Raw genomic sequence first — 18465 nt, forward strand, 5'->3', positions numbered from 1 at the left:
ACGCGTCCTGCCGGGTTTGCGTGCCAGGCGCAGCATGACCCGGCGCCATCATCGAATCGTTATCGCGGCTGCCAGCGTGGGCCGGCCGCGCGTATCCGGGGGAAGTGGGTATGGAATTTCTGGGTGAAGTGGATCCTTGCGGCACCGGCACGTCGCGCCGGGCATTCCTGGCCGGCTCGGCCGCGCTGGCGGGCAGCACCATATTGCCTGCCGTCGGCCAGGAACTGGCGCAGGAGCCGGCGCAATCCGGGCGCGCAGGGCTGGCGCATTCGTCCGCGGGCATGGTCACCAGCCCGCATGGACTGGCCAGCCAGGCGGGGCTGGAGGTATTGAAGGCCGGGGGCAACGCCATCGAGGCGGCGATTGCCATCGGCGCGGTGCTGAGCGTGACATACCCGCACTTTACCGGCCTGGGGGGCGACGCCTTCCTGGTGGTCAGCGACCGCGGCGGCAATGTGCGCACGTTCTCCGGCATCGGCCAGGCGGCGTCCGAGACCTCGGGCTATGCCGGCACGATTCCGCTGCGGGGCCCGGCAGCGGCACTCACTGCCGCCGCCACCGTTGCGATCTGGGACCGCGCCTTTGCCTTCAGCCGGGACCAGTGGGGCGGCACGCAGTCGTGGTCGGCGCTGCTGGCGCGGGCCACCGAGTACGCCGCCAACGGATTCCCGGTCACGCCGTCACAGTGCTTCTGGCAGGAGTTCCGCTCGGCGGACCTGTCAGGCTGGGATGGCTTCGGACAGGTCTTCATGCCAGACGGGCGCATGCCCAGGCCCGGCCAAATGTTCCGCCAGCCTGAGCTGGCCCGCACCCTGGACCGGGTGGCGACACAGGGCGGGCGCGAATTCTACGAGGGCGACCTCGCCGGTCGCCTTGCCGCCGGGCTGGCCAAGGCCGGCTCGCCGTTGCGCGAACAGGACCTGGCGCGCTGCCAGGCGCGCGAAGAAGTGCCGCTGCGCGTGGCCTACCGCGACGGCGAACTGCTCGGCCTGCGTCCGCCCACGCAAGGCGTGACCACGCTGGAGATCATGGGCATCCTCGACCGGTTCGATCTGTCCGGTATCCAGGAAGGCAGCGCAGACTATTACCACCTGCTGGTCGAGGCCGTGAAGCTGGCGTTCCTGGACCGCAACCGCTACGTCGCCGATCCCGATTTTGTCGACGTGCCGCTGGAGCGGCTGTTGTCCAGGTCCAATCTCGACGCCCACGCGCGCCGCATCCGCATGGACCGCGCCATGGCGTGGCCGCATGTGTTCAAGCCCGGCGACACCGTCTACATCGGCGCCGCCGACCGCGAGGGCCGCTGCGTGAGCATGCTGCAGACCGTCTATTTCGACTGGGGCAGCGGCCTGGTCGTCGGCGACACGGGGGTGCTCTGGCACAACCGCGGCGCATCGTTCAGCCTCGATCCCGCCAGCCCCAACGTGCTGCGCGGCGGCAAGCGGCCATTCCATACCCTCAATCCCGGCATCTACCTCAAGCAGGGCCGGCCGCACCTGCTGTACGGCACGCAAGGCGCCGACGGCCAGCCGCAGACACTGGCCGCGGTGCTGACACGGATGATCGACTACGGCATGGATCCGCTGACGGCTCTGCGCCGCCCGCGCTTCCTGCTGGGCAAGACCTTCTCGGACAGCCGCGACAGCCTCAAGCTGGAACAGGATGCCGGCCTGCCGGTGTTCAACGAGCTTGCCGCGCGCGGCCATCAACTGAGCCCGATCCCTGCGCAAAGCCAGCTGGCCGGTCATCCGGGCGCGATCCGGATCGATACCGGCGGGCAGCTTAGCGGCGCGCACGACCCGCGCAGCGATGGCCGGGCGCTGGGGGTATAGCGCGCGGCGCCCGGCGCCGGCGGCGCTTCCCGGTGACGCTGCGTTGTACCGGTGCGTCACCCAAAGAAAGAGCCCTCGGCCAGGGAGGACGAGGGCCACAAGTGGTAGCGGGCGAGTCGCAGCACGCCCGCATACCATGATGGTGCCGCTACGCGATCCGGGCATCCCCAATTCTGGGGATGTTGCTTTCCACTGCGCGCTGATAGCACCAACCATCAATGGAGCAAAGGGACGTGCAATTCCCTGAAATCGAACGCGTCCGATTTGTCATTGATGCCATGAATGGTCAGGACGGCATCGTGGGTCATCGCCAGCTGCAGGCCTGCGGCAATCGCGGCATCGCGTGACGGGTAGACCGGTCCCGGGTTGTCGGGGTCGTATTCGAGGGCCCACTGCGCGTCTCGGGTGAGGATGACCTCGATGGACTTGATTGGCATCGCCAACTCCGTTTCTTGTGGACGATGTGCGGTCGCGCCGGCGTGGAGAAAGGGCCTGGCAACGGGGAGCCGGTGCCAGGCGTCCGCCTGTGGAGCACTGTGATGCTGATGCCGTGCATGGCCCGGCCTGCAGCGATTCCAGCGTAGGCCAGGGCTGGGGACATGACTGTAAACAACTGCAAAGGCTGCGGTGCGATTTGGTTACCGTCCTGGAAAACAGATGGCGGGGTATCCGCTGCCAAAGAAAAAACCCGCGAAGCCTTCGGCTATCGCGGGTTTCTAGACCTGCAGGTGCTGCATCGGACTGAATACTGGTGGAGCCGGCGGGAATCGAACCCGCGTCCGTAAGCCCTCCACAGAGAGTTCTACATACTTAGTTCTGTCATTTGATTTAACCGGCGCATCGCGGACGAACACGCTCTACGACGGCGAGTCACTAGGTTTTCGTCCCCGGCTTCGTGACCCTTCCGGAGCTTATCTGACGTAAATGACCTCGCGTGGTCTTGCGACCCTAGCCCGTCAGCGAGCCAGTGCGAGGACGGCCGCAATTAAGCGGCCAGTGCGTAACGTTCGTCGTTAGCAGTTATTGCATTCCCATTGATTAACGAGGTGACGGGTCCTCGGTATGCCCTCCACTGCTTTGTAACCCACGTCGAAACCAGGTCGGCCCCAGTGAGGAAGCTGGATTGTACCCGGTTGGACGCAAGCTGTCGCGGGGAGTTCCGGGAACGGCCAGGATACCCCTGCGACACAATCAGGCGACCACGGCGGGCAACAGCAGCGGGATCAGCTCGGCCGGGTGGCGAATCAGGTGGTCGGCGCCCCAGGTCTCGGGCGGCTCGGCGTCGCCGCAATAGCCATAGGCGGCTGTGACGGTGATCATGCCGGCGGCCTTGCCGGCCTGGATGTCGCGCAGGTCATCGCCCACATAGACGCACTGGCGCGGGTCGACGCCGGCGCTTGCCGCGGCATGCAGCAGCGGGGCGGGGTGCGGCTTGGCGTGGGGCGTGGTGTCGCCGCTGACGACCGCGCTGGCGCGCGGGGCCAGGCCGATCGCGGCGACCAACGGCACGGTGAAGCGGGCGATCTTGTTGGTGACGATGCCCCACGGGATGCCCGCTGCCTCGAGCGCGGCCAGCACTTGCGGCATGCCGTCGAACAGGCGCGTGTGCACCGCGATGTCGGCCTCGTAGTAGTCCAGGAAGACATCGCGCAGCGCCGGGAACTCTGCATCCTCCGGACGCAGGCCGAAGGCTGCACCCAGCAGTCCACGCGCGCCGTGCGAGGCGACGGGACGCAGTTTTTCATAGGCCACCGGCGCCTGGCCGCGCTCGACGACCAGCCGGTTGGCCGCCGCCGCCAGGTCCGGCGCGGTATCTGCCAGCGTGCCGTCCAGGTCGAAGAAGACCCCTGCGATGCCGGCGCTCATGCTGCCACCCGGCGGAACGCCATCATGTAGTTCACATCGGTGTCGCTGCCCAGCGCATACACCTGCGACAGCGGGTTGTAGGTCATGCCGCGCATTTCCACCAGGTCCAGCCTGGCCTGGCGGGCAAAGCGCGCGAGCTCGGACGGCGTGATGAACTTGTCGTAGTCGTGCGTGCCGCGCGGCAGCATGTTGAGCACATATTCCGCGCCGACGATGGCCAGCAGGTAGGCCTTCAGGTTGCGGTTGATGGTCGAGAAGAACACATAGCCGCCGGGCTTGACCAGCGTGGCACAGGCTTGCACGATCGACGCCGGATCCGGCACGTGCTCCAGCATCTCCATGCAGGTCACCACATCGACGCTGGCCGGTTCACGTGCGGCCAGCGCTTCTGCGGCGATCTCTTCATAGGTCACGGCAACCCCGGTCTCCAGGCTGTGCAGGTCCGCTACCTTCAGTGCCTTGGTCGAGAGATCGATACCGCGCACCGTGGCGCCCAGGCGTGCCATGCTTTCGGACAGGATGCCGCCGCCGCAACCCACGTCGACCACGCGCTTGCCGGCCAGACCGGCGATGCCGTCGATCCAGCGCAGGCGCAGCGGGTTCAGCTCATGCAGCGGCTTGAACTCGCTTTCCGGGTCCCACCAGCGGTGGGCCAGTTCGCTGAACTTGTCGATTTCCTTCGGATCGGCATTGCCGCGCGGCAGGTCCTGATTGGCGGCGCCGGCTGCGGAAAGGGTTTGCGATTGCAACGTCATCGTATGCGGGGCCGGCGGCACTAGCCGCGCCGGCGGTGTGAAGGGAAGAGAGGGACAGTCCGGGCAACTGTACCAAAAAAAAAGCCCAGCTTGCGCTGGGCCTTTCGTCGTCGGAAAGAATCCGATTAACGTGCGCTGCGGGTGCCGACCACTTCGACTTCCACGCGGCGGTTCGGCTGCTGGCAGGCGATCTGGGACTTGCGGTTGCCCTTGCACGACTTCGGATCGACCTTCAGCTGGCGCTTGCCCTTGCCTTCGGTGTAGACGCGGTTGGCTTCAACGCCCTTGCTCACCAGGTAAGCCTTGACCGATTCAGCACGACGGATCGACAGGCGATCGTTGTACTTGTCCGAACCGAACGAGTCGGTGTGGCCAACGGCGATGATGACTTCCAGGGTGATGCCTTGCAGCTTCGAGACCAGGTCGTCCAGCTTGGCCTTGCCTTCCGGCTTCAGGACAGCCTTGTCGAAGTCGAACAGGGTGTCAGCAGCGAAAGTGACCTTCTCGCTCGAGACGACCGGAGGAGCCACCGGAGCCGGTGCCGGTGCCGGTGCGGCCGGGGCCAGGGCGCCGTCGCACAGCGCGTTGGCGGTGGCCGGGGTCCAGGAGCTGTCGCGCCAGCAGAGCTCGTTCGTGCCATTCTTCCACACGTACTCGCTCGTACCGTTGCCCCAGTTGTCGTTCACTGCCTTCTTTTCATAAGGGACGGACTGAGCTTGAGCGGATGCAGCCATTACTGCGGTAGCTGCAACGAGCGCGAGCTTGGCAAATTTTTTCATATTTCTCCTCTCAGGATGAGATCACCGCAGGGTTACTGCGAGCAAATGGACGAAAACAAGTCATACATTCTTCGGAGTATAACATTCTCGATGTGGTGGATGCTCCACTTCGAACAATGTCTGGCTCTTCGCTGGGGAATTGTGCCACAAGGGTCGTTTCCTAAGAAGTAAATATATTCGATTCGCCGCATGGGTTTTGGGCCTGTGGTGTTTGTGCAACATAGGTCTTGTGTCGCCCGCAAAGCCTTGTGGCATCAGGGATTCCGGGTTTCAGCGAGGGCCTCGGGAGGTGTGCGCAAGGGCTGTCCGGAGAGCGGCAGGCGGGGGGTGGCGGCATGTTAGAATGACACGTTGCCCAGCCGTCAGGCGCCCACTGTGCCGCGCGCTAAAGGGCCTGTCATTCGCTTAAACCTGCCGCATAAACCACGCCGCAATGGATCCATTCGCAAAAGAAACCCTTCCGGTCTCCCTCGAAGAGGAAATGCGCCGCTCCTATCTCGATTACGCCATGAGCGTGATCGTGGGCCGGGCGCTTCCTGATGTGCGGGACGGCCTGAAACCGGTGCACCGGCGCGTGCTGTTTGCGATGCACGAGCTTAACAACGACTGGAACCGACCCTACAAGAAGTCGGCCCGTATCGTCGGTGATGTGATCGGTAAGTATCACCCGCACGGCGATACCGCAGTCTACGACACCATCGTCCGCATGGCGCAGGACTTCTCGCTGCGCTACATGCTGGTCGACGGCCAGGGTAATTTCGGTTCGGTCGACGGCGATAACGCCGCGGCCATGCGTTATACCGAAATCCGCCTGGCGAAAATCGCCCACGAGATGCTGTTCGACATCGACAAGGAAACCGTCGATTTCGACAGCAACTACGACGGCTCTGAAAAAGAGCCTTCGATCCTGCCGGCGCGTATTCCCAATCTGCTAATCAACGGTTCGTCCGGTATTGCGGTGGGCATGGCCACCAATATCCCGCCGCATAACCTGAATGAAATCGTCGATGGCTGTCTGCACCTGCTGCGCAACCCGCAGGCGACGGTGGATGAACTGATTGAATTGATTCCGGCGCCTGATTTTCCGACCGCCGGGATTATCTATGGCATCCAGGGCGTTCGCGAAGGCTATCGCACCGGCCGCGGCCGCGTGGTGATGCGGGCCAAGACGCACTTCGAGGACATCGACCGCGGCCAGCGCCAGGCGATCATCGTCGACGAGCTGCCCTACCAGGTCAACAAGCGCACCTTGCTCGAACGCATCGCCGAACTGGTCACTGAAAAGAAGATCGAGGGCATTTCCGACATCCGCGACGAGTCGGACAAGTCCGGCATGCGCGTGGTGATCGAGCTCAAGCGCAACGAGGTGCCCGAGGTTGTTCTCAACAACCTATATAAGAACACCCAGCTGCAGGACACCTTCGGCATGAACATGGTGGCGCTGGTCGACCGCCAGCCGCGCCTGCTGAACCTGCGCCAGATGCTGGAGTACTTCCTGGCGCACCGGCGAGAAGTCGTCACCCGCCGCACGGTATTCGAGCTGCGCAAGGCGCGCGAGCGCGGCCACGTGCTGGAAGGCCTGGCCGTCGCGCTGGCCAACATCGACGAATTCATCGCCATCATCAAGGCCGCACCGACTCCGCCGATCGCCAAGCAGGAACTGATGGCGAAGGCATGGGATTCGGCCCTGGTCCGCGAAATGCTTGCGCGCGCCGAAGGCGAGACCCCGGGCGGCCGCGCCTCCTATCGTCCGGACGGGCTGCCGCCGGTGTTCGGCATGCAGGCAGACGGCCTGTACCGCCTGTCGGATGGCCAGGCGCAGGAAATCCTGCAAATGCGCCTGCAACGCCTCACCGGGCTCGAACAGGACAAGATCGTCCAGGAATATCGCGACATCATGGCGGTAATCACCGACCTGCTGGATATCCTGGCGCGGCCGGAGCGTATTACTGCAATCATCGTCGACGAACTCACCGCTATCCGCGCCGAATTCGGCGATGAGCGCCGTTCGCAGATCGAGCTGAACGCGACCGAGCTGGACACCGAAGACCTGATCACCCCGCAGGACATGGTGGTCACGCTGTCGCACAGCGGCTATATGAAGAGCCAGCCGATTTCCGAGTACCGCGCGCAAAAGCGTGGCGGACGCGGCAAGCAGGCGGCAGCGACCAAGGAAGACGACTGGATTGACACGCTGTTCGTGGCCAATACCCACGACTACATCCTGTGCTTCTCCAACCGCGGCCGGCTCTACTGGCTGAAGGTGTATGAGGTGCCGCAGGGCTCGCGCAACTCGCGCGGGCGCCCGATCGTCAACATGTTCCCGCTGTCCGAAGGCGAGAAGATCAATGTGATCCTGCCGGTCAAGCAGTTTGACGCCGAGCACTTCATCTTTATGGCCACCGCCCGCGGCACGGTCAAGAAGACCGCGCTGACCGAGTTCTCCAATCCGCGCAAGGCCGGCATCATCGCGGTCGACCTGGACGAGGGCGACTACCTGATCGGCGCGGCCGTGACCGACGGCCAGCACGATGTGATGCTGTTCTCCGATGCCGGCAAGGCCGTGCGCTTCGACGAGAACGACGTGCGTCCGATGGGCCGCCAGGCGCGCGGCGTGCGCGGCATGAACCTGGAAGACGGCCAGACCGTGATCGCCATGCTGGTGGCGCCGGCCGAGACCGCCGAAGAGGCTGAGGCGGGCATGCGCGGCAGCGTGCTGACCGCGACCGAGAACGGCTACGGCAAGCGTACCCCCATTGCTGAGTACACTCGACACGGGCGCGGCACCAAGGGCATGATTGCGATCCAGACGAGCGAGCGCAATGGCCGTGTGGTGGCGGCAGCACTGGTTTCGCCCGAGGATGAGATCATGCTGATCACCACCGGTGGCGTGCTGATCCGTACCCGCGTGGCTGAAATCCGCGAAATGGGCCGCGCCACGCAGGGTGTCACGCTGATCAACGTTGACGAAGGCACCAAGTTGTCCGGGCTGCAGCGCATCGTCGAAAGCGATGCCGATAACGGTGCCGGTGGCGACGAGGCTGAAGACGCCGACGGTGCAGAAGGTGCTGCCGGGGCCGACTTGGACGCTAATCCGTAAGACAAATCGTAAATTGTTGCAACAATAGGACGCCCGCCGGAACTCGCGTCGCGGCTGTCCGGACTAAAACGGACGTATTTACCAGGGAGTCACAATGCTCAAAACCTATCGACGTATCGCAGTTCTGGCCGCTTTCGTTCCGACCTTCATGATGGCGCAGCACGCCCATGCGCAGGATGCGGAAAAGACAGCAGCCATCAAGGAACTGCTTTCCGTCATGCAGGCAGACCAGGCTGTCAAGGGCCAGGCCGAAAACTGGCAGCAAGGCGCCAAGCAGGAAGCTCCGCTGGTGCTGGAACAAGTGCTGGTCGAGAACAAGACCCTGAACGACAAGCAGAAGCAGGCCGCTGTCGAAAAGCTGAAGAAGAACGGCGCGGTCCAGCGCATGGTTGACGGCGCCGGCTCGGCCTTCAGCACCGATGGCTTCCGCAAGGACGCGATCCAGGCGCACTACGATGCCTTCGGCAAGTACTACTCGACGGCGGAACTCAAGGACCTGACCACCTTCCTGAAGTCGCCGACCGGCCAGAAGTTCATGGCCAACCAGGGCAAGGCGACCCAGGAGATCTGGGGTTCGATGATGCAGAAGTACGGCCCGCAGGTCGGCAAGTCGATGCGCGACGCTGCAGAGAAGGAAATCACCGCCGCTTCGAAGTGATGCTGGCGTGATCCGCCACTGAATCAGACCGCCGTCCGCCTGTAGCCTTGCAGGCAAGTGCGGCCCCGGGGCCTGGCCCCGGGTGCCCAACGGGGCGCGGGTTTGAGGGATAATGGCTGCTTGGGTAACACCGGCAGCCATTTTTCCATTCCCCGTCTCATGAACGATCCCCAGAATCCCGCTCTTGCCGGCATGATGCAGCGTGCATTGGCCGAACGTGTCTACAACTTCTCCCCTGGCCCGGCGGCGCTGCCCGCCGAAGTGCTGCAACAGGCTGCCGAGGAGATGCTGTCCTGGCACGGGACCGGGGTTTCGGTGATGGAGATGAGCCACCGCAGCCGCGAATTCGAAAGCATCCATAACGAAGCGATCGCTGACCTGCGCGAGTTGCTGCACATCCCCGCCAATTTCAAGGTGCTGTTCCTGCAAGGTGGCGCCATTGGCGAAAACGCCATCGTGCCGCTGAACCTGATGCGGCTGCGCAGCGCCGAGCAGCCCAAGGCCGATTTCGTCGTCACCGGCACCTGGTCGGTCAAGACCGAGCAGGAAGCCCGCCGCTATGGCGCGGTCAATATCGCGGCCACCAGCGAGGCGGAGAAATTCCACCGCATCCCCGACATTGCTGACTGGAAGCTGTCGGACGATGCCGGCTACGTGCACCTGTGCACCAACGAGACCATCGTCGGCGTGGAGTTCCAGGACATTCCCGATATCGGCCAGGTCAAGGGCGACCGCGTGGTGGTGGCGGATGCTTCCAGCCATATCCTGTCGCGCCCGATCGACTGGTCGCGCGTGCAGGTGGTCTACGGCGGCGCGCAGAAGAATATCGGCCCGGCCGGCGTCACCATCGTGATCGTGCGCGACGACCTGATCGGCCATGCCCACCCGCTGTGCCCGTCGGCATTCAACTGGCGCCTGGTGGCCGAGCACAACTCGATGTACAACACGCCGCCGACCTATGCGATCTATATCGCCGGCCTGGTCTTCAAGTGGCTCAAGCGCCAGGGCGGCGTGCCCGCGATCGAGCAGCGCAATATCGCCAAGGCGTCGGCGCTGTACAACTACCTGGACCAGAGCGATTTCTATCGCAACGAGATCCATCCGAGCTGCCGCTCGCGCATGAACGTGCCGTTCTTCCTGGGCGACGAATCGCGCAATGAAGTGTTCCTGCAACAGGCGCGGGCCAACGGCCTGGTGCAACTCAAGGGACACAAGACCGTTGGCGGCATGCGCGCCAGCATCTATAACGCGATGCCGCTGGAAGGCGTGATGGCGCTGGTCGATTTCATGCGCGAGTTCGAGCGTACGTCCGCCTGACGCGCATTCCCGCTGGCTGCCCGCGCACCTCAGGCACAGTGCGCCGGCAGGCAGAGGTCAGTTTTTCTCCGGCCGCCGCGCCCCGGCGGCCCACCGGATTCATACAAAATGACAAGCCAAGACCGCACCCCCGCGCGCGAGGAGACGCCGCCCAACGAGCAGCAGAACGACAGCCACCTGAGCGAAGCCGAGCGCAAGCTGTCGGTCGAGCTGAGCCCGCTGCGCGAGCAGATCGACACCGTTGACCGCGAACTGCTGGCGATGCTGAACCGCCGCGCCAAACTGGCACTCGAGGTCGGCGAGGTCAAGAAGAAGTACGGTGCGCCGGTGTTCCGCCCGGAGCGCGAGCTGCAGGTGATCCGCAAGGTGCAGGGCGCCAACCCCGGCCCGCTGCTGGGCGAAAGCGTTGCGGCGATCTGGCGCGAGGTGATGTCCGCCTGCCGCGGGCTGGAAAAGCCGCTGGAAGTGGCTTTCCTCGGCCCGGCCGGCACGTTCTCCGAGCAGGCGCTGTATGCGCACTTCGGCCATGAGGTGTCGGGCGTGCCTTGCCCGAGCATCGACGAGGTGTTCCGTGCCGTCGAGGCGGGCACGGTCGAGTACGGCGTGGTGCCGGTCGAGAACTCCACCGAGGGCGCGGTGTCGCGCACGCTCGACCTGTTCCTGCAGACCTCGCTGAAGATCAGCGGCGAGATCGCGCTCAAGGTGCACCACAACCTGATGGCATCCACGCCCGACATGCAGGGCGTCACGGTGGTGCGCGCGCATGCGCAGGCACTGGCGCAGTGCCAGCACTGGCTGACCGCCAACTATCCGCACCTGGAGCGCCAGGCGGTGTCGAGCAATGCCGAGGCCGCGCGCATGGCCAGCGAAGATCCGACCGTGGCCGCGATTGCCGGCGAGTCCGCCGCCAACCGCTATCACCTGCATATCGTGCGCACGCATATCCAGGACGATCCGCACAATCGCACGCGCTTTGCCGTGATTGGCCGCTATGAGACCGAGCCGTCGGGCAGCGACCAGACCTCGATGATCCTGTCGGTACCTAACAAGGCCGGCGCGGTGTACCAGCTGCTGGCGCCGCTGGCGGAGAACGGTGTGTCGATGTGCCGCTTCGAGTCGCGCCCGGCGCGCAGCGGCGCGTGGGAGTACTACTTCTACGTCGATGTGGAAGGGCACCAGCATGAGCCGGCAGTGGCGCGCGCCATCGAAGAGCTGCGGCGCAACGCGGCTTACCTGAAGGTGCTGGGCTCGTATCCGTCGAGCAAGTAAGGCAGCCAGGCAAGAACAAGGAGACGAGATGGCAGAGCAGGGTAAGCAAGGCGGCACGGTGTTCGGACCCGGCTATGTGCGGGCGATTTCGCCGTACGTGGCCGGCAAGCCGATTTCGGAAGTCGCGCGCGAGTTCGGCCTTGACGAGGCCGGCATCGTCAAGCTCGCCTCCAATGAGAATCCGCTCGGCATGCCCGAGTCGGCCCGCCGCGCGGTGGCCGATGCGGTGGCTGAACTCGGCCGCTACCCGGATTCCAACGGCTTTGCGCTGAAGGGCGAGCTGTCGGCGCGCTTCGGCGTGCCCGCCGACTGGCTGACGCTGGGCAATGGCAGCAACGACATCCTGGAGCTGGCCGCGCATGCGCTGGTGGAGCCGGGTCAGTCGATCGTCTATGCCGAGTACTCGTTCGCGGTCTACGCGCTGGCCACGCAGGAGATCGGCGCACGCGCCATCGAAGTGCCCGCGCGCGACTACGGCCATGACCTGGAGGCGATGGCCGCGGCGATCGCGCCCGATACGCGCCTGGTCTTTATCGCCAACCCGAACAACCCGACCGGCACGTTCGTGCCGGCCGCGCAGATCGAAGCCTTCCTGCAGCGGGTGCCGGCCAATGTGGTGGTGGTGCTGGACGAGGCGTACAACGAATACCTGGATGCCGACCAGCAATACGATTCGCTCGCCTGGGTGCGCCGCTACCCGAACCTGATGGTGTCGCGCACGTTCTCCAAGGCCTATGGCCTGGCGGGCCTGCGCATCGGCTACGCGGTGGCGCAGCCGGAGCTGTCGGACCTGCTGAACCGCATCCGCCAGCCGTTCAACGTCAACAGCGTGGCGCAGGCCGCGGCCATCGCCGCGCTGGGCGATGCCGGGTTCCTGCGCCGCAGCGCCGAGCTGAACCGTGCCGGCAAGCGCCAGCTGACCGATGCCTTCGACCGGCTCGGGCTGGAATACGTGCCGTCGTCCGGCAACTTCGTGATGGTGCGCGTGGGCGATGACGACGGCGCCGGCGCGCGCGTCAACCTGGCGTTGCTGAAGCAGGGCGTGATCGTGCGGCCGGTGGGCAACTACAACCTGCCGCGCTGGCTGCGCGTGACCATCGGCCTGGCCGAGGAGAACGCGGCCTTCATCGCGGCGCTGGAGCGGGCGCTGGCGTGAGCGCGGCTACAATCGCGGCGTTTCGCTGCAGGCTGCTTGCCTGCCTCGTTGCCAATCATCGATTTACCTCGGCCTGGTCCGAGCCACTGCCCCTAGCGGCCTGAGATTGTGAGTGCATTGCATTTTTCCCGTGTTGTCATTGTCGGTGTCGGCCTGATCGGCGGCTCGCTCGCGCTGGCGCTCAAGCGCGCCGGCGTGGTGGGCACGGTGGTCGGGGTGGGGCGCTCGCCGGCGTCGCTGCAGAAGGCGCTGGACCTTGGCGTGATCGACGAGGCCGCGACGCTGGCGGATGCCGCGCGCGGCGCCAGCGTGATCGTGCTGTGCGCGCCGGTGGCGCAGAACTTTGCGCTGCTGCACGCGCTGGAGCCGCACCTGCAGCCGGGCACCATCGTCACCGATGCCGGCAGCACCAAGTCAGACGTGATCATGGCGGCCAAGACGGCGCTCGGCGACAAGGTCGCGCAGTTCGTGCCGGCACACCCGATCGCCGGGCGCGAGCTCAACGGCGTGGAGGCGGCGCTGCCGGACCTGTACCTCGGCAAGAAGACCGTGCTGTGCCCGCTGCAGGAAAACTCGCGCGCCGATGTCGCCGCGGTGCGCGCCATGTGGGAAAGCGCCGGCGCAGAATGCCATGTGATGTCGGCAGTGCAGCACGACGCGGTGTTTGCCGCGGTCAGCCACCTGCCGCACGTGCTGTCGTACGCGCTGGTGGCGCAGGTCGCCAATGCGGAAGATGCCGCGCTGAAGCTGGGCTTCGCCGGCGGCGGTTTCCGCGATTTCACGCGCATCGCGGCCTCGTCGCCGGAAATGTGGCGCGATATCTGCGTGGCCAACCGCGACGCGCTGCTGCGTGAGCTGAATACCTACCAGTCGGTGCTGGCGCACCTGAAGGCGCAGATCGAGAAGGGCGACGGCGACGCGCTCGAACGCATCTTCGCGCGCGCCAGCAAGACCCGGCTGGCCTGGGGCGCAGAGCGTGCCGCGGGCAACCATACCGAACCCTGAACCAATCGCCTGACCGCGGCGCCCTGGCGCCCACGAGAACCATGGAACACCTGACGCTAGGCCCCCTGACCCGCGCCAACGGCACCGTCCGGCTGCCGGGCTCGAAGAGCATCTCCAACCGCGTGCTGCTGCTGGCCGCACTGGCCACGGGCGAGACCCGCGTGCGCGATCTGCTCGATTCCGACGACACCCGCGTGATGCTGCAGGCGTTGCGCACGCTCGGCGTGGCGTGGCGGCAGGAAGGCGACGACTACATTGTCACCGGCGCCGGCGGCAATTTCCCGAACAAGTCGGCCGAGCTCTTCATGGGCAATGCCGGCACCGCGATCCGCCCGCTGACTGCCGCGCTTGCGCTGCAGGGCGGCAACTACAAGCTGTCGGGCGTGCCGCGCATGCATGAGCGGCCAATCGGCGACCTGGTCGACGGCCTGCGCCAGGTGGGCGCCGTGATCGACTACCTTGGCAATGAAGGCTTTCCGCCGTTGCATATCCAGCCGGCCGGCATTCGCATCGATGCGCCGATCCGCGTGCGCGGCGATGTGTCGAGCCAGTTCCTGACCGCGCTGCTGATGAGCCTGCCGATGGCGCAATCCGACAGCGGCCGCATCGAGATCGAGGTGGTGGGCGAGCTGATCTCCAAGCCGTATATCGAGATCACGCTGAACCTGCTGGCGCGCTTCGGCATCAAGATCGAGCGGCAGGGCTGGGAGCGCTTCGTGCTGCCGGCCGGCGCGGCTTACCGCTCGCCGGGCGAGATCTTTGTCGAGGGCGATGCGTCGTCCGCTTCCTACTTCCTGGCGGCCGGCGCGATCGGCGGTGGCCCGGTCCGGGTGGAAGGCGTGGGCATGGCCAGCATCCAGGGCGATGTGCGCTTCGCCGAGGCGCTCAACCGCATGGGCGCCAATGTGATGGCAGGTGACAACTGGATCGAAGTGCGCGGCACGGAACGCGACGACGGGCGCCTGCACGGCATCGAACTGGACTGCAACCATATCCCCGATGCGGCGATGACGCTGGCGGTGGCAGCACTGTTTGCCGAAGGCACGACCACGCTGACCAATATCGCCAGCTGGCGCGTCAAGGAAACGGACCGTATCGCGGCGATGGCGACGGAACTGCGCAAGCTCGGCGCAGTCGTGGAAGAGGGGGCAGACTACCTGCGTGTGACGCCGCCGCAGCCGTGGCAGACTCCGGCCGACGGCATTGGCACCTATGATGACCATCGCATGGCGATGTGCTTCTCGCTGGCAGCCTTCGGGCCGCTGCCGGTGCGGATCAATGATCCGGGCTGTGTGGCGAAGACGTTCCCGGATTACTTCAGCGTGTTTGCGGGCGTGACCGGCTAGGCGCCGGCCAGGTTGGCGTGGTTGCGCTGCGCCGGGGCATGATTGCGGGCAGTCCCGGCTTGGCGGCGCTCGCGCTTCTCCCAGTAGCGGTCGAAGAAGTAGTGGGCCACGGTATTGACGGCCGGCTCGATGAAGGTGATGGCACCGCTGATGGCGAGGCTGCCGGTCAGCGCATACGTCACGCTGAACGCGATGCCGAGGTGCATGATGCCGAACGTCAGGGTTTTTGCCATGTTAGATTGCCTCGCGACTGGGACGGGAAGGGCACCGTGCCGCGGCTGCGGTCAAGCGCCATGAATCAAATAATAATGATTCTCAATTGAATTCACAATCAATCGTTTCTTTTGGCTTTATAAACAATGACTATCGTCAACGTCATCGCCATTGACGGGCCGACTGCCTCGGGCAAGGGCACTGTCGCGCACAAGGTTGCGGACGCCGTGGGCTTTCACCTGCTCGACAGCGGCGCCCTGTACCGGCTCGTGGCGCTGGCCAGCGACCGCGCCGGGATTGACCTGGCGGACGTGGACGCGCTTGCAAAGATCGCTTCCCGCCTCGATGTGAAGTTCGGCCCTGACCGCGTCTGGCTGCAAGGCGAGGAAGTCAGCCTGGCAATCCGTGCCGAGGCGATCGGCAACCGGGCCTCGGCCATCGCCGTGCACCAGCCGGTGCGCGATGCGCTGACCCAGCTGCAGCGCAGCTTCCGCAAGCTGCCCGGGCTGGTCGCCGACGGCCGCGACATGGGCACCGTGATCTTCCCGGATGCGCCGCTCAAGGTGTTCCTGACCGCAAGTGTTGAGGCGCGCGCTCGCAGGCGCTATAAACAATTGATTGATAAGGGAATTTCTGCTAATATTGAAGACCTTTTGCGTGACCTTGAAGCGCGCGATGTACGGGATCGCACCCGCACCGCCGCGCCGCTTCGTCCCGCCGAGGATGCAAAGCTGCTGGATACCTCCGATATGACGGTGGACCAGGCAGTGGCGCAGGTGCTGGAGTGGTTTGCCGCTGTGCGGCCCGATGCATGAGATGCATGCGGGCGCATCAGTAGAAGCGGCGTACCCCGACGGCACCAGATGGCGCCAGCCCGGGCAAGACTTGTGGCTGGCTTGTGTCAAACCTGACCCCGCTGCACTGGCAGACTGAGCGCGATAGTCGCGCCGGCCAGCGTATTGCGGATTTCACCTTACGTTTATGTCCGACCTGCAAACTAACGAATCCTTTGCCGCACTGTTCGAGGAATCCGTCGCCCGCTCCAATATGAAGGCTGGCGAAGTGATCTCCGCTGAAGTCGTGCGCATCGACCACAATTTCGTGGTCGTCAATGCCGGCCTCAAGTCCGAGGCATTCGTGCCGGTGGAGGAGTTCCTGAACGACCAGGGCGAACTCGAAGTGCAGGCCGGCGACTACGTCTCCGTGGCCATCGATGCGCTCGAGAACGGCTATGGCGACACCATCCTCTCCCGCGACAAGGCCAAGCGCCTGGCATCGTGGCTGAACCTCGAGAAGGCGCTGGAAGACGGCGAGATCATCTCGGGTACCGTGACCGGCAAGGTCAAGGGCGGCCTGACGGTGATGGTCAACGGCATCCGCGCGTTCCTGCCGGGTTCGCTGGTTGACGTGCGCCCGATCAAGGACACCACCCCGTACGAAGGCAAGACCCTGGAATTCAAGGTCATCAAGCTGGATCGCAAGCGCAACAACGTGGTGCTGTCGCGCCGCGCCGTGGTCGAAGCGACCCTGGGCGAAGAGCGCCAGAAGCTGATGGAAACCCTGAAGGAAGGCGCCATCGTCAACGGTATCGTCAAGAATATCACCGACTACGGCGCGTTCGTGGATCTGGGTGGCATTGACGGCCTGCTGCACATCACCGACCTGGCCTGGCGCCGTGTCCGCCACCCGAGCGAAGTGCTGTCGGTTGGCCAGGAAATCACCGCCAAGATCCTCAAGTTCGACCAGGAAAAGAACCGCGTCTCGCTGGGCGTGAAGCAGCTGGGCGAAGATCCGTGGGTCGGCATCTCGCGTCGCTACCCGCAAGGCACCCGCCTGTTCGGCAAGGTGACCAACCTGACCGACTACGGCGCGTTCGTCGAGATCGAAGCCGGCATCGAAGGCCTGGTGCACGTGTCGGAAATGGACTGGACCAACAAGAACGTTGCCCCGTCCAAGGTTGTCCAGCTGGGCGACGAAGTCGAAGTCATGGTGCTGGATATCGACGAAGACAAGCGTCGTATCAGCCTGGGCATGAAGCAGTGCAAGGCCAATCCGTGGGACGATTTCTCGCGTAACCACAAGAAGGGCGACAAGCTGGCCGGCCAGATCAAGTCGATCACCGACTTCGGCGTGTTCATCGGCCTGCCGGGCGGCATCGACGGCCTGGTGCACCTGTCGGACCTGTCGTGGCAAGAGACTGGCGAAGAAGCCGTTCGCAAGTACAAGAAGGGCGACGAAGTCGAAGCCGTGGTTCTGGGCATCGACGTCGACAAGGAACGCATCTCGCTGGGCATCAAGCAGCTGTCGGGCGATCCGTTCAACAACTTCATCTCGGCCAACGACAAGGGTTCGCTGGTTCAGGGCACCATCAAGGCGGTTGACGCCAAGGGCGCCGTGGTCCAGCTGGCTGACGATGTGGAAGGCTACCTGCGTGCTTCGGAAATCTCCGCTGACCGCGTGGAAGACGCCCGCAACGTGCTGAAGGAAGGCGAGCAGATCACCGCCCTGGTGGTGAACGTCGACCGCAAGTCGCGCAACATCAACCTGTCGATCAAGGCCAAGGACAGCGCAGAGCAGCAAGAAGCGATGCAGAAGTTCCAGGCTGACACTGGCACGGCTGGCACGACCAACCTCGGCGCCCTGCTGAAGGCCAAGCTCGGCCAGGACAACCAGTAATCGCAGGCCCCCGCGCTTGCGCGTATGCCCATGACCAAGTCGGAGCTCGTCGAAAAACTGGCTGCCCGCTTCCCCCAGCTGCTGCTGCGGGACGCGGACATCTCGGTCAAAACGATACTCGACGCGATGTCCGAGGCGTTGGCCGATGGCCACCGCATCGAGATTCGCGGATTCGGCAGTTTTGGTCTGAACAAGCGTCCGCCTCGCGTGGGGCGCAATCCCAAGTCCGGCGAGCGTGTGCTGGTGCCCGAAAAACGGGTGCCGCACTTCAAGGCGGGCAAGGAATTGCGCGAACGGGTTGACCGCAGCCAGCCGGCGCCTCCGGGCGCCAATGGCAACGGTCATGCCGCCGGCACGGCCCAGGCCGTGCCGGGCAAGGTAGGCCAGGGCAGCGCTCCCGCCGCAGCGGCGGGATTGCACGAGGGTGGGCTGAATTTTGTCCGCTCTTCCTGATTGCCGGGTTTTGCCTGCTGCTCGTGTGGTTGAAAAAAGC

The 18465-nt window shown here is 64.8% G+C and carries 17 protein-coding genes and 1 other RNA gene; 12 read left to right on the forward strand and 6 right to left on the reverse strand.

Going from position 1 to position 18465, the window contains the following annotated elements:
- Positions 1–110 precede the first annotated feature (110 nt).
- Positions 111–1832 carry a gamma-glutamyltransferase family protein gene (locus tag AC1Q6V_RS03910; protein ID WP_010812968.1) on the forward strand — a complete coding sequence of 574 codons (1722 nt, stop codon included), beginning with the start codon at positions 111–113 and terminating at the stop codon, positions 1830–1832.
- Positions 1833–2047: 215 nt separating this feature from the next.
- On the opposite strand, the gene AC1Q6V_RS03915 is transcribed toward AC1Q6V_RS03910, so the two are convergent.
- Positions 2048–2269 carry a hypothetical protein gene (locus tag AC1Q6V_RS03915; protein ID WP_010812967.1) on the reverse strand — a complete coding sequence of 74 codons (222 nt, stop codon included), beginning with the start codon at positions 2267–2269 and terminating at the stop codon, positions 2048–2050.
- A gap of 162 nt (positions 2270–2431) precedes the next feature.
- On the opposite strand from AC1Q6V_RS03915, the gene AC1Q6V_RS03920 reads away from it, so the two are divergent.
- Positions 2432–2617: a hypothetical protein gene (locus AC1Q6V_RS03920; RefSeq protein ID WP_153018154.1), complete on the forward strand. Its 186-nt coding sequence runs from the start codon at positions 2432–2434 to the stop codon at positions 2615–2617.
- Here the strand turns inward: AC1Q6V_RS03920 and ssrA are convergent.
- From ssrA to ompA, 4 genes are all read right to left on the reverse strand, one after another.
- Positions 2582–2940: a transfer-messenger RNA gene (gene ssrA, locus AC1Q6V_RS03925) on the reverse strand. The two genes, AC1Q6V_RS03920 and ssrA, sit on opposite strands and share 36 nt — an antisense overlap.
- Positions 2941–3023: 83 nt before the next feature.
- Positions 3024–3698, reverse strand: coding sequence for a phosphoglycolate phosphatase (gene gph, locus AC1Q6V_RS03930; protein WP_010812966.1), 675 nt, complete (start codon positions 3696–3698; stop codon positions 3024–3026).
- Positions 3695–4453 carry a bifunctional 2-polyprenyl-6-hydroxyphenol methylase/3-demethylubiquinol 3-O-methyltransferase UbiG gene (gene ubiG, locus AC1Q6V_RS03935; RefSeq protein WP_010812965.1) on the reverse strand — a complete coding sequence of 253 codons (759 nt, stop codon included), beginning with the start codon at positions 4451–4453 and terminating at the stop codon, positions 3695–3697. Before ubiG ends, gph begins: the two co-directional genes overlap by 4 nt.
- Positions 4454–4578: 125 nt before the next feature.
- Entirely contained in the window at positions 4579–5232 is a 654-nt protein-coding gene (ompA, locus tag AC1Q6V_RS03940) for an outer membrane protein OmpA (RefSeq protein WP_010812964.1), read from the reverse strand.
- Positions 5233–5665: 433 nt separating this feature from the next.
- Here ompA and gyrA point away from each other — a divergent pair, with 433 nt between their 5' ends.
- The 7 genes from gyrA to aroA all read left to right on the forward strand — a co-directional run bounded on the left by gyrA (position 5666) and on the right by aroA (position 15083).
- Positions 5666–8332 carry a DNA gyrase subunit A gene (gyrA, locus tag AC1Q6V_RS03945; RefSeq protein ID WP_011614697.1) on the forward strand — a complete coding sequence of 889 codons (2667 nt, stop codon included), beginning with the start codon at positions 5666–5668 and terminating at the stop codon, positions 8330–8332.
- A gap of 94 nt (positions 8333–8426) precedes the next feature.
- Positions 8427–8990, forward strand: coding sequence for a DUF2059 domain-containing protein (locus AC1Q6V_RS03950; protein ID WP_010812962.1), 564 nt, complete (start codon positions 8427–8429; stop codon positions 8988–8990).
- A gap of 159 nt (positions 8991–9149) precedes the next feature.
- Positions 9150–10307, forward strand: a complete 1158-nt coding sequence (gene serC / locus AC1Q6V_RS03955) for a 3-phosphoserine/phosphohydroxythreonine transaminase (RefSeq protein ID WP_051398460.1) — start codon at positions 9150–9152, stop codon at positions 10305–10307.
- Positions 10308–10415: 108 nt separating this feature from the next.
- Positions 10416–11576, forward strand: coding sequence for a prephenate dehydratase (gene pheA, locus AC1Q6V_RS03960; protein WP_010812960.1), 1161 nt, complete (start codon positions 10416–10418; stop codon positions 11574–11576).
- A 28-nt stretch (positions 11577–11604) separates the two neighbouring features.
- Entirely contained in the window at positions 11605–12732 is a 1128-nt protein-coding gene (hisC, locus tag AC1Q6V_RS03965) for a histidinol-phosphate transaminase (RefSeq protein ID WP_010812959.1), read from the forward strand.
- 108 nt (positions 12733–12840) lie between these two features.
- Positions 12841–13737: a prephenate dehydrogenase gene (locus AC1Q6V_RS03970; protein WP_454750222.1), complete on the forward strand. Its 897-nt coding sequence runs from the start codon at positions 12841–12843 to the stop codon at positions 13735–13737.
- A gap of 41 nt (positions 13738–13778) precedes the next feature.
- A complete protein-coding gene (gene aroA, locus AC1Q6V_RS03975) occupies positions 13779–15083 on the forward strand; it encodes a 3-phosphoshikimate 1-carboxyvinyltransferase (protein ID WP_454750223.1) in 1305 nt (434 codons plus the stop codon).
- Here the strand turns inward: aroA and AC1Q6V_RS03980 are convergent.
- Positions 15080–15316 (reverse strand): DUF2061 domain-containing protein, encoded by a 237-nt coding sequence (locus AC1Q6V_RS03980; RefSeq protein ID WP_010812956.1) that lies wholly within the window; start codon positions 15314–15316, stop codon positions 15080–15082. The two genes, aroA and AC1Q6V_RS03980, sit on opposite strands and share 4 nt — an antisense overlap.
- A gap of 126 nt (positions 15317–15442) precedes the next feature.
- Between AC1Q6V_RS03980 and cmk the strand changes: the two genes are divergently transcribed.
- The 3 genes from cmk (at position 15443) to AC1Q6V_RS03995 (ending at position 18425) form a co-directional block, all read left to right on the forward strand.
- On the forward strand, positions 15443–16111 hold the full coding sequence (gene cmk, locus AC1Q6V_RS03985; protein ID WP_010812955.1) for a (d)CMP kinase: 669 nt from the start codon (positions 15443–15445) through the stop codon (positions 16109–16111).
- Between the two features lie 166 nt (positions 16112–16277).
- Positions 16278–17972: a 30S ribosomal protein S1 gene (gene rpsA, locus AC1Q6V_RS03990; protein ID WP_010812954.1), complete on the forward strand. Its 1695-nt coding sequence runs from the start codon at positions 16278–16280 to the stop codon at positions 17970–17972.
- 30 nt (positions 17973–18002) lie between these two features.
- Positions 18003–18425: an integration host factor subunit beta gene (locus AC1Q6V_RS03995; protein WP_010812953.1), complete on the forward strand. Its 423-nt coding sequence runs from the start codon at positions 18003–18005 to the stop codon at positions 18423–18425.
- The last annotated feature ends 40 nt before the right edge of the window (positions 18426–18465 follow it).

The sequence above is a fragment of the Cupriavidus sp. GW823-FHT07B10 genome, assembly GCF_058794355.1.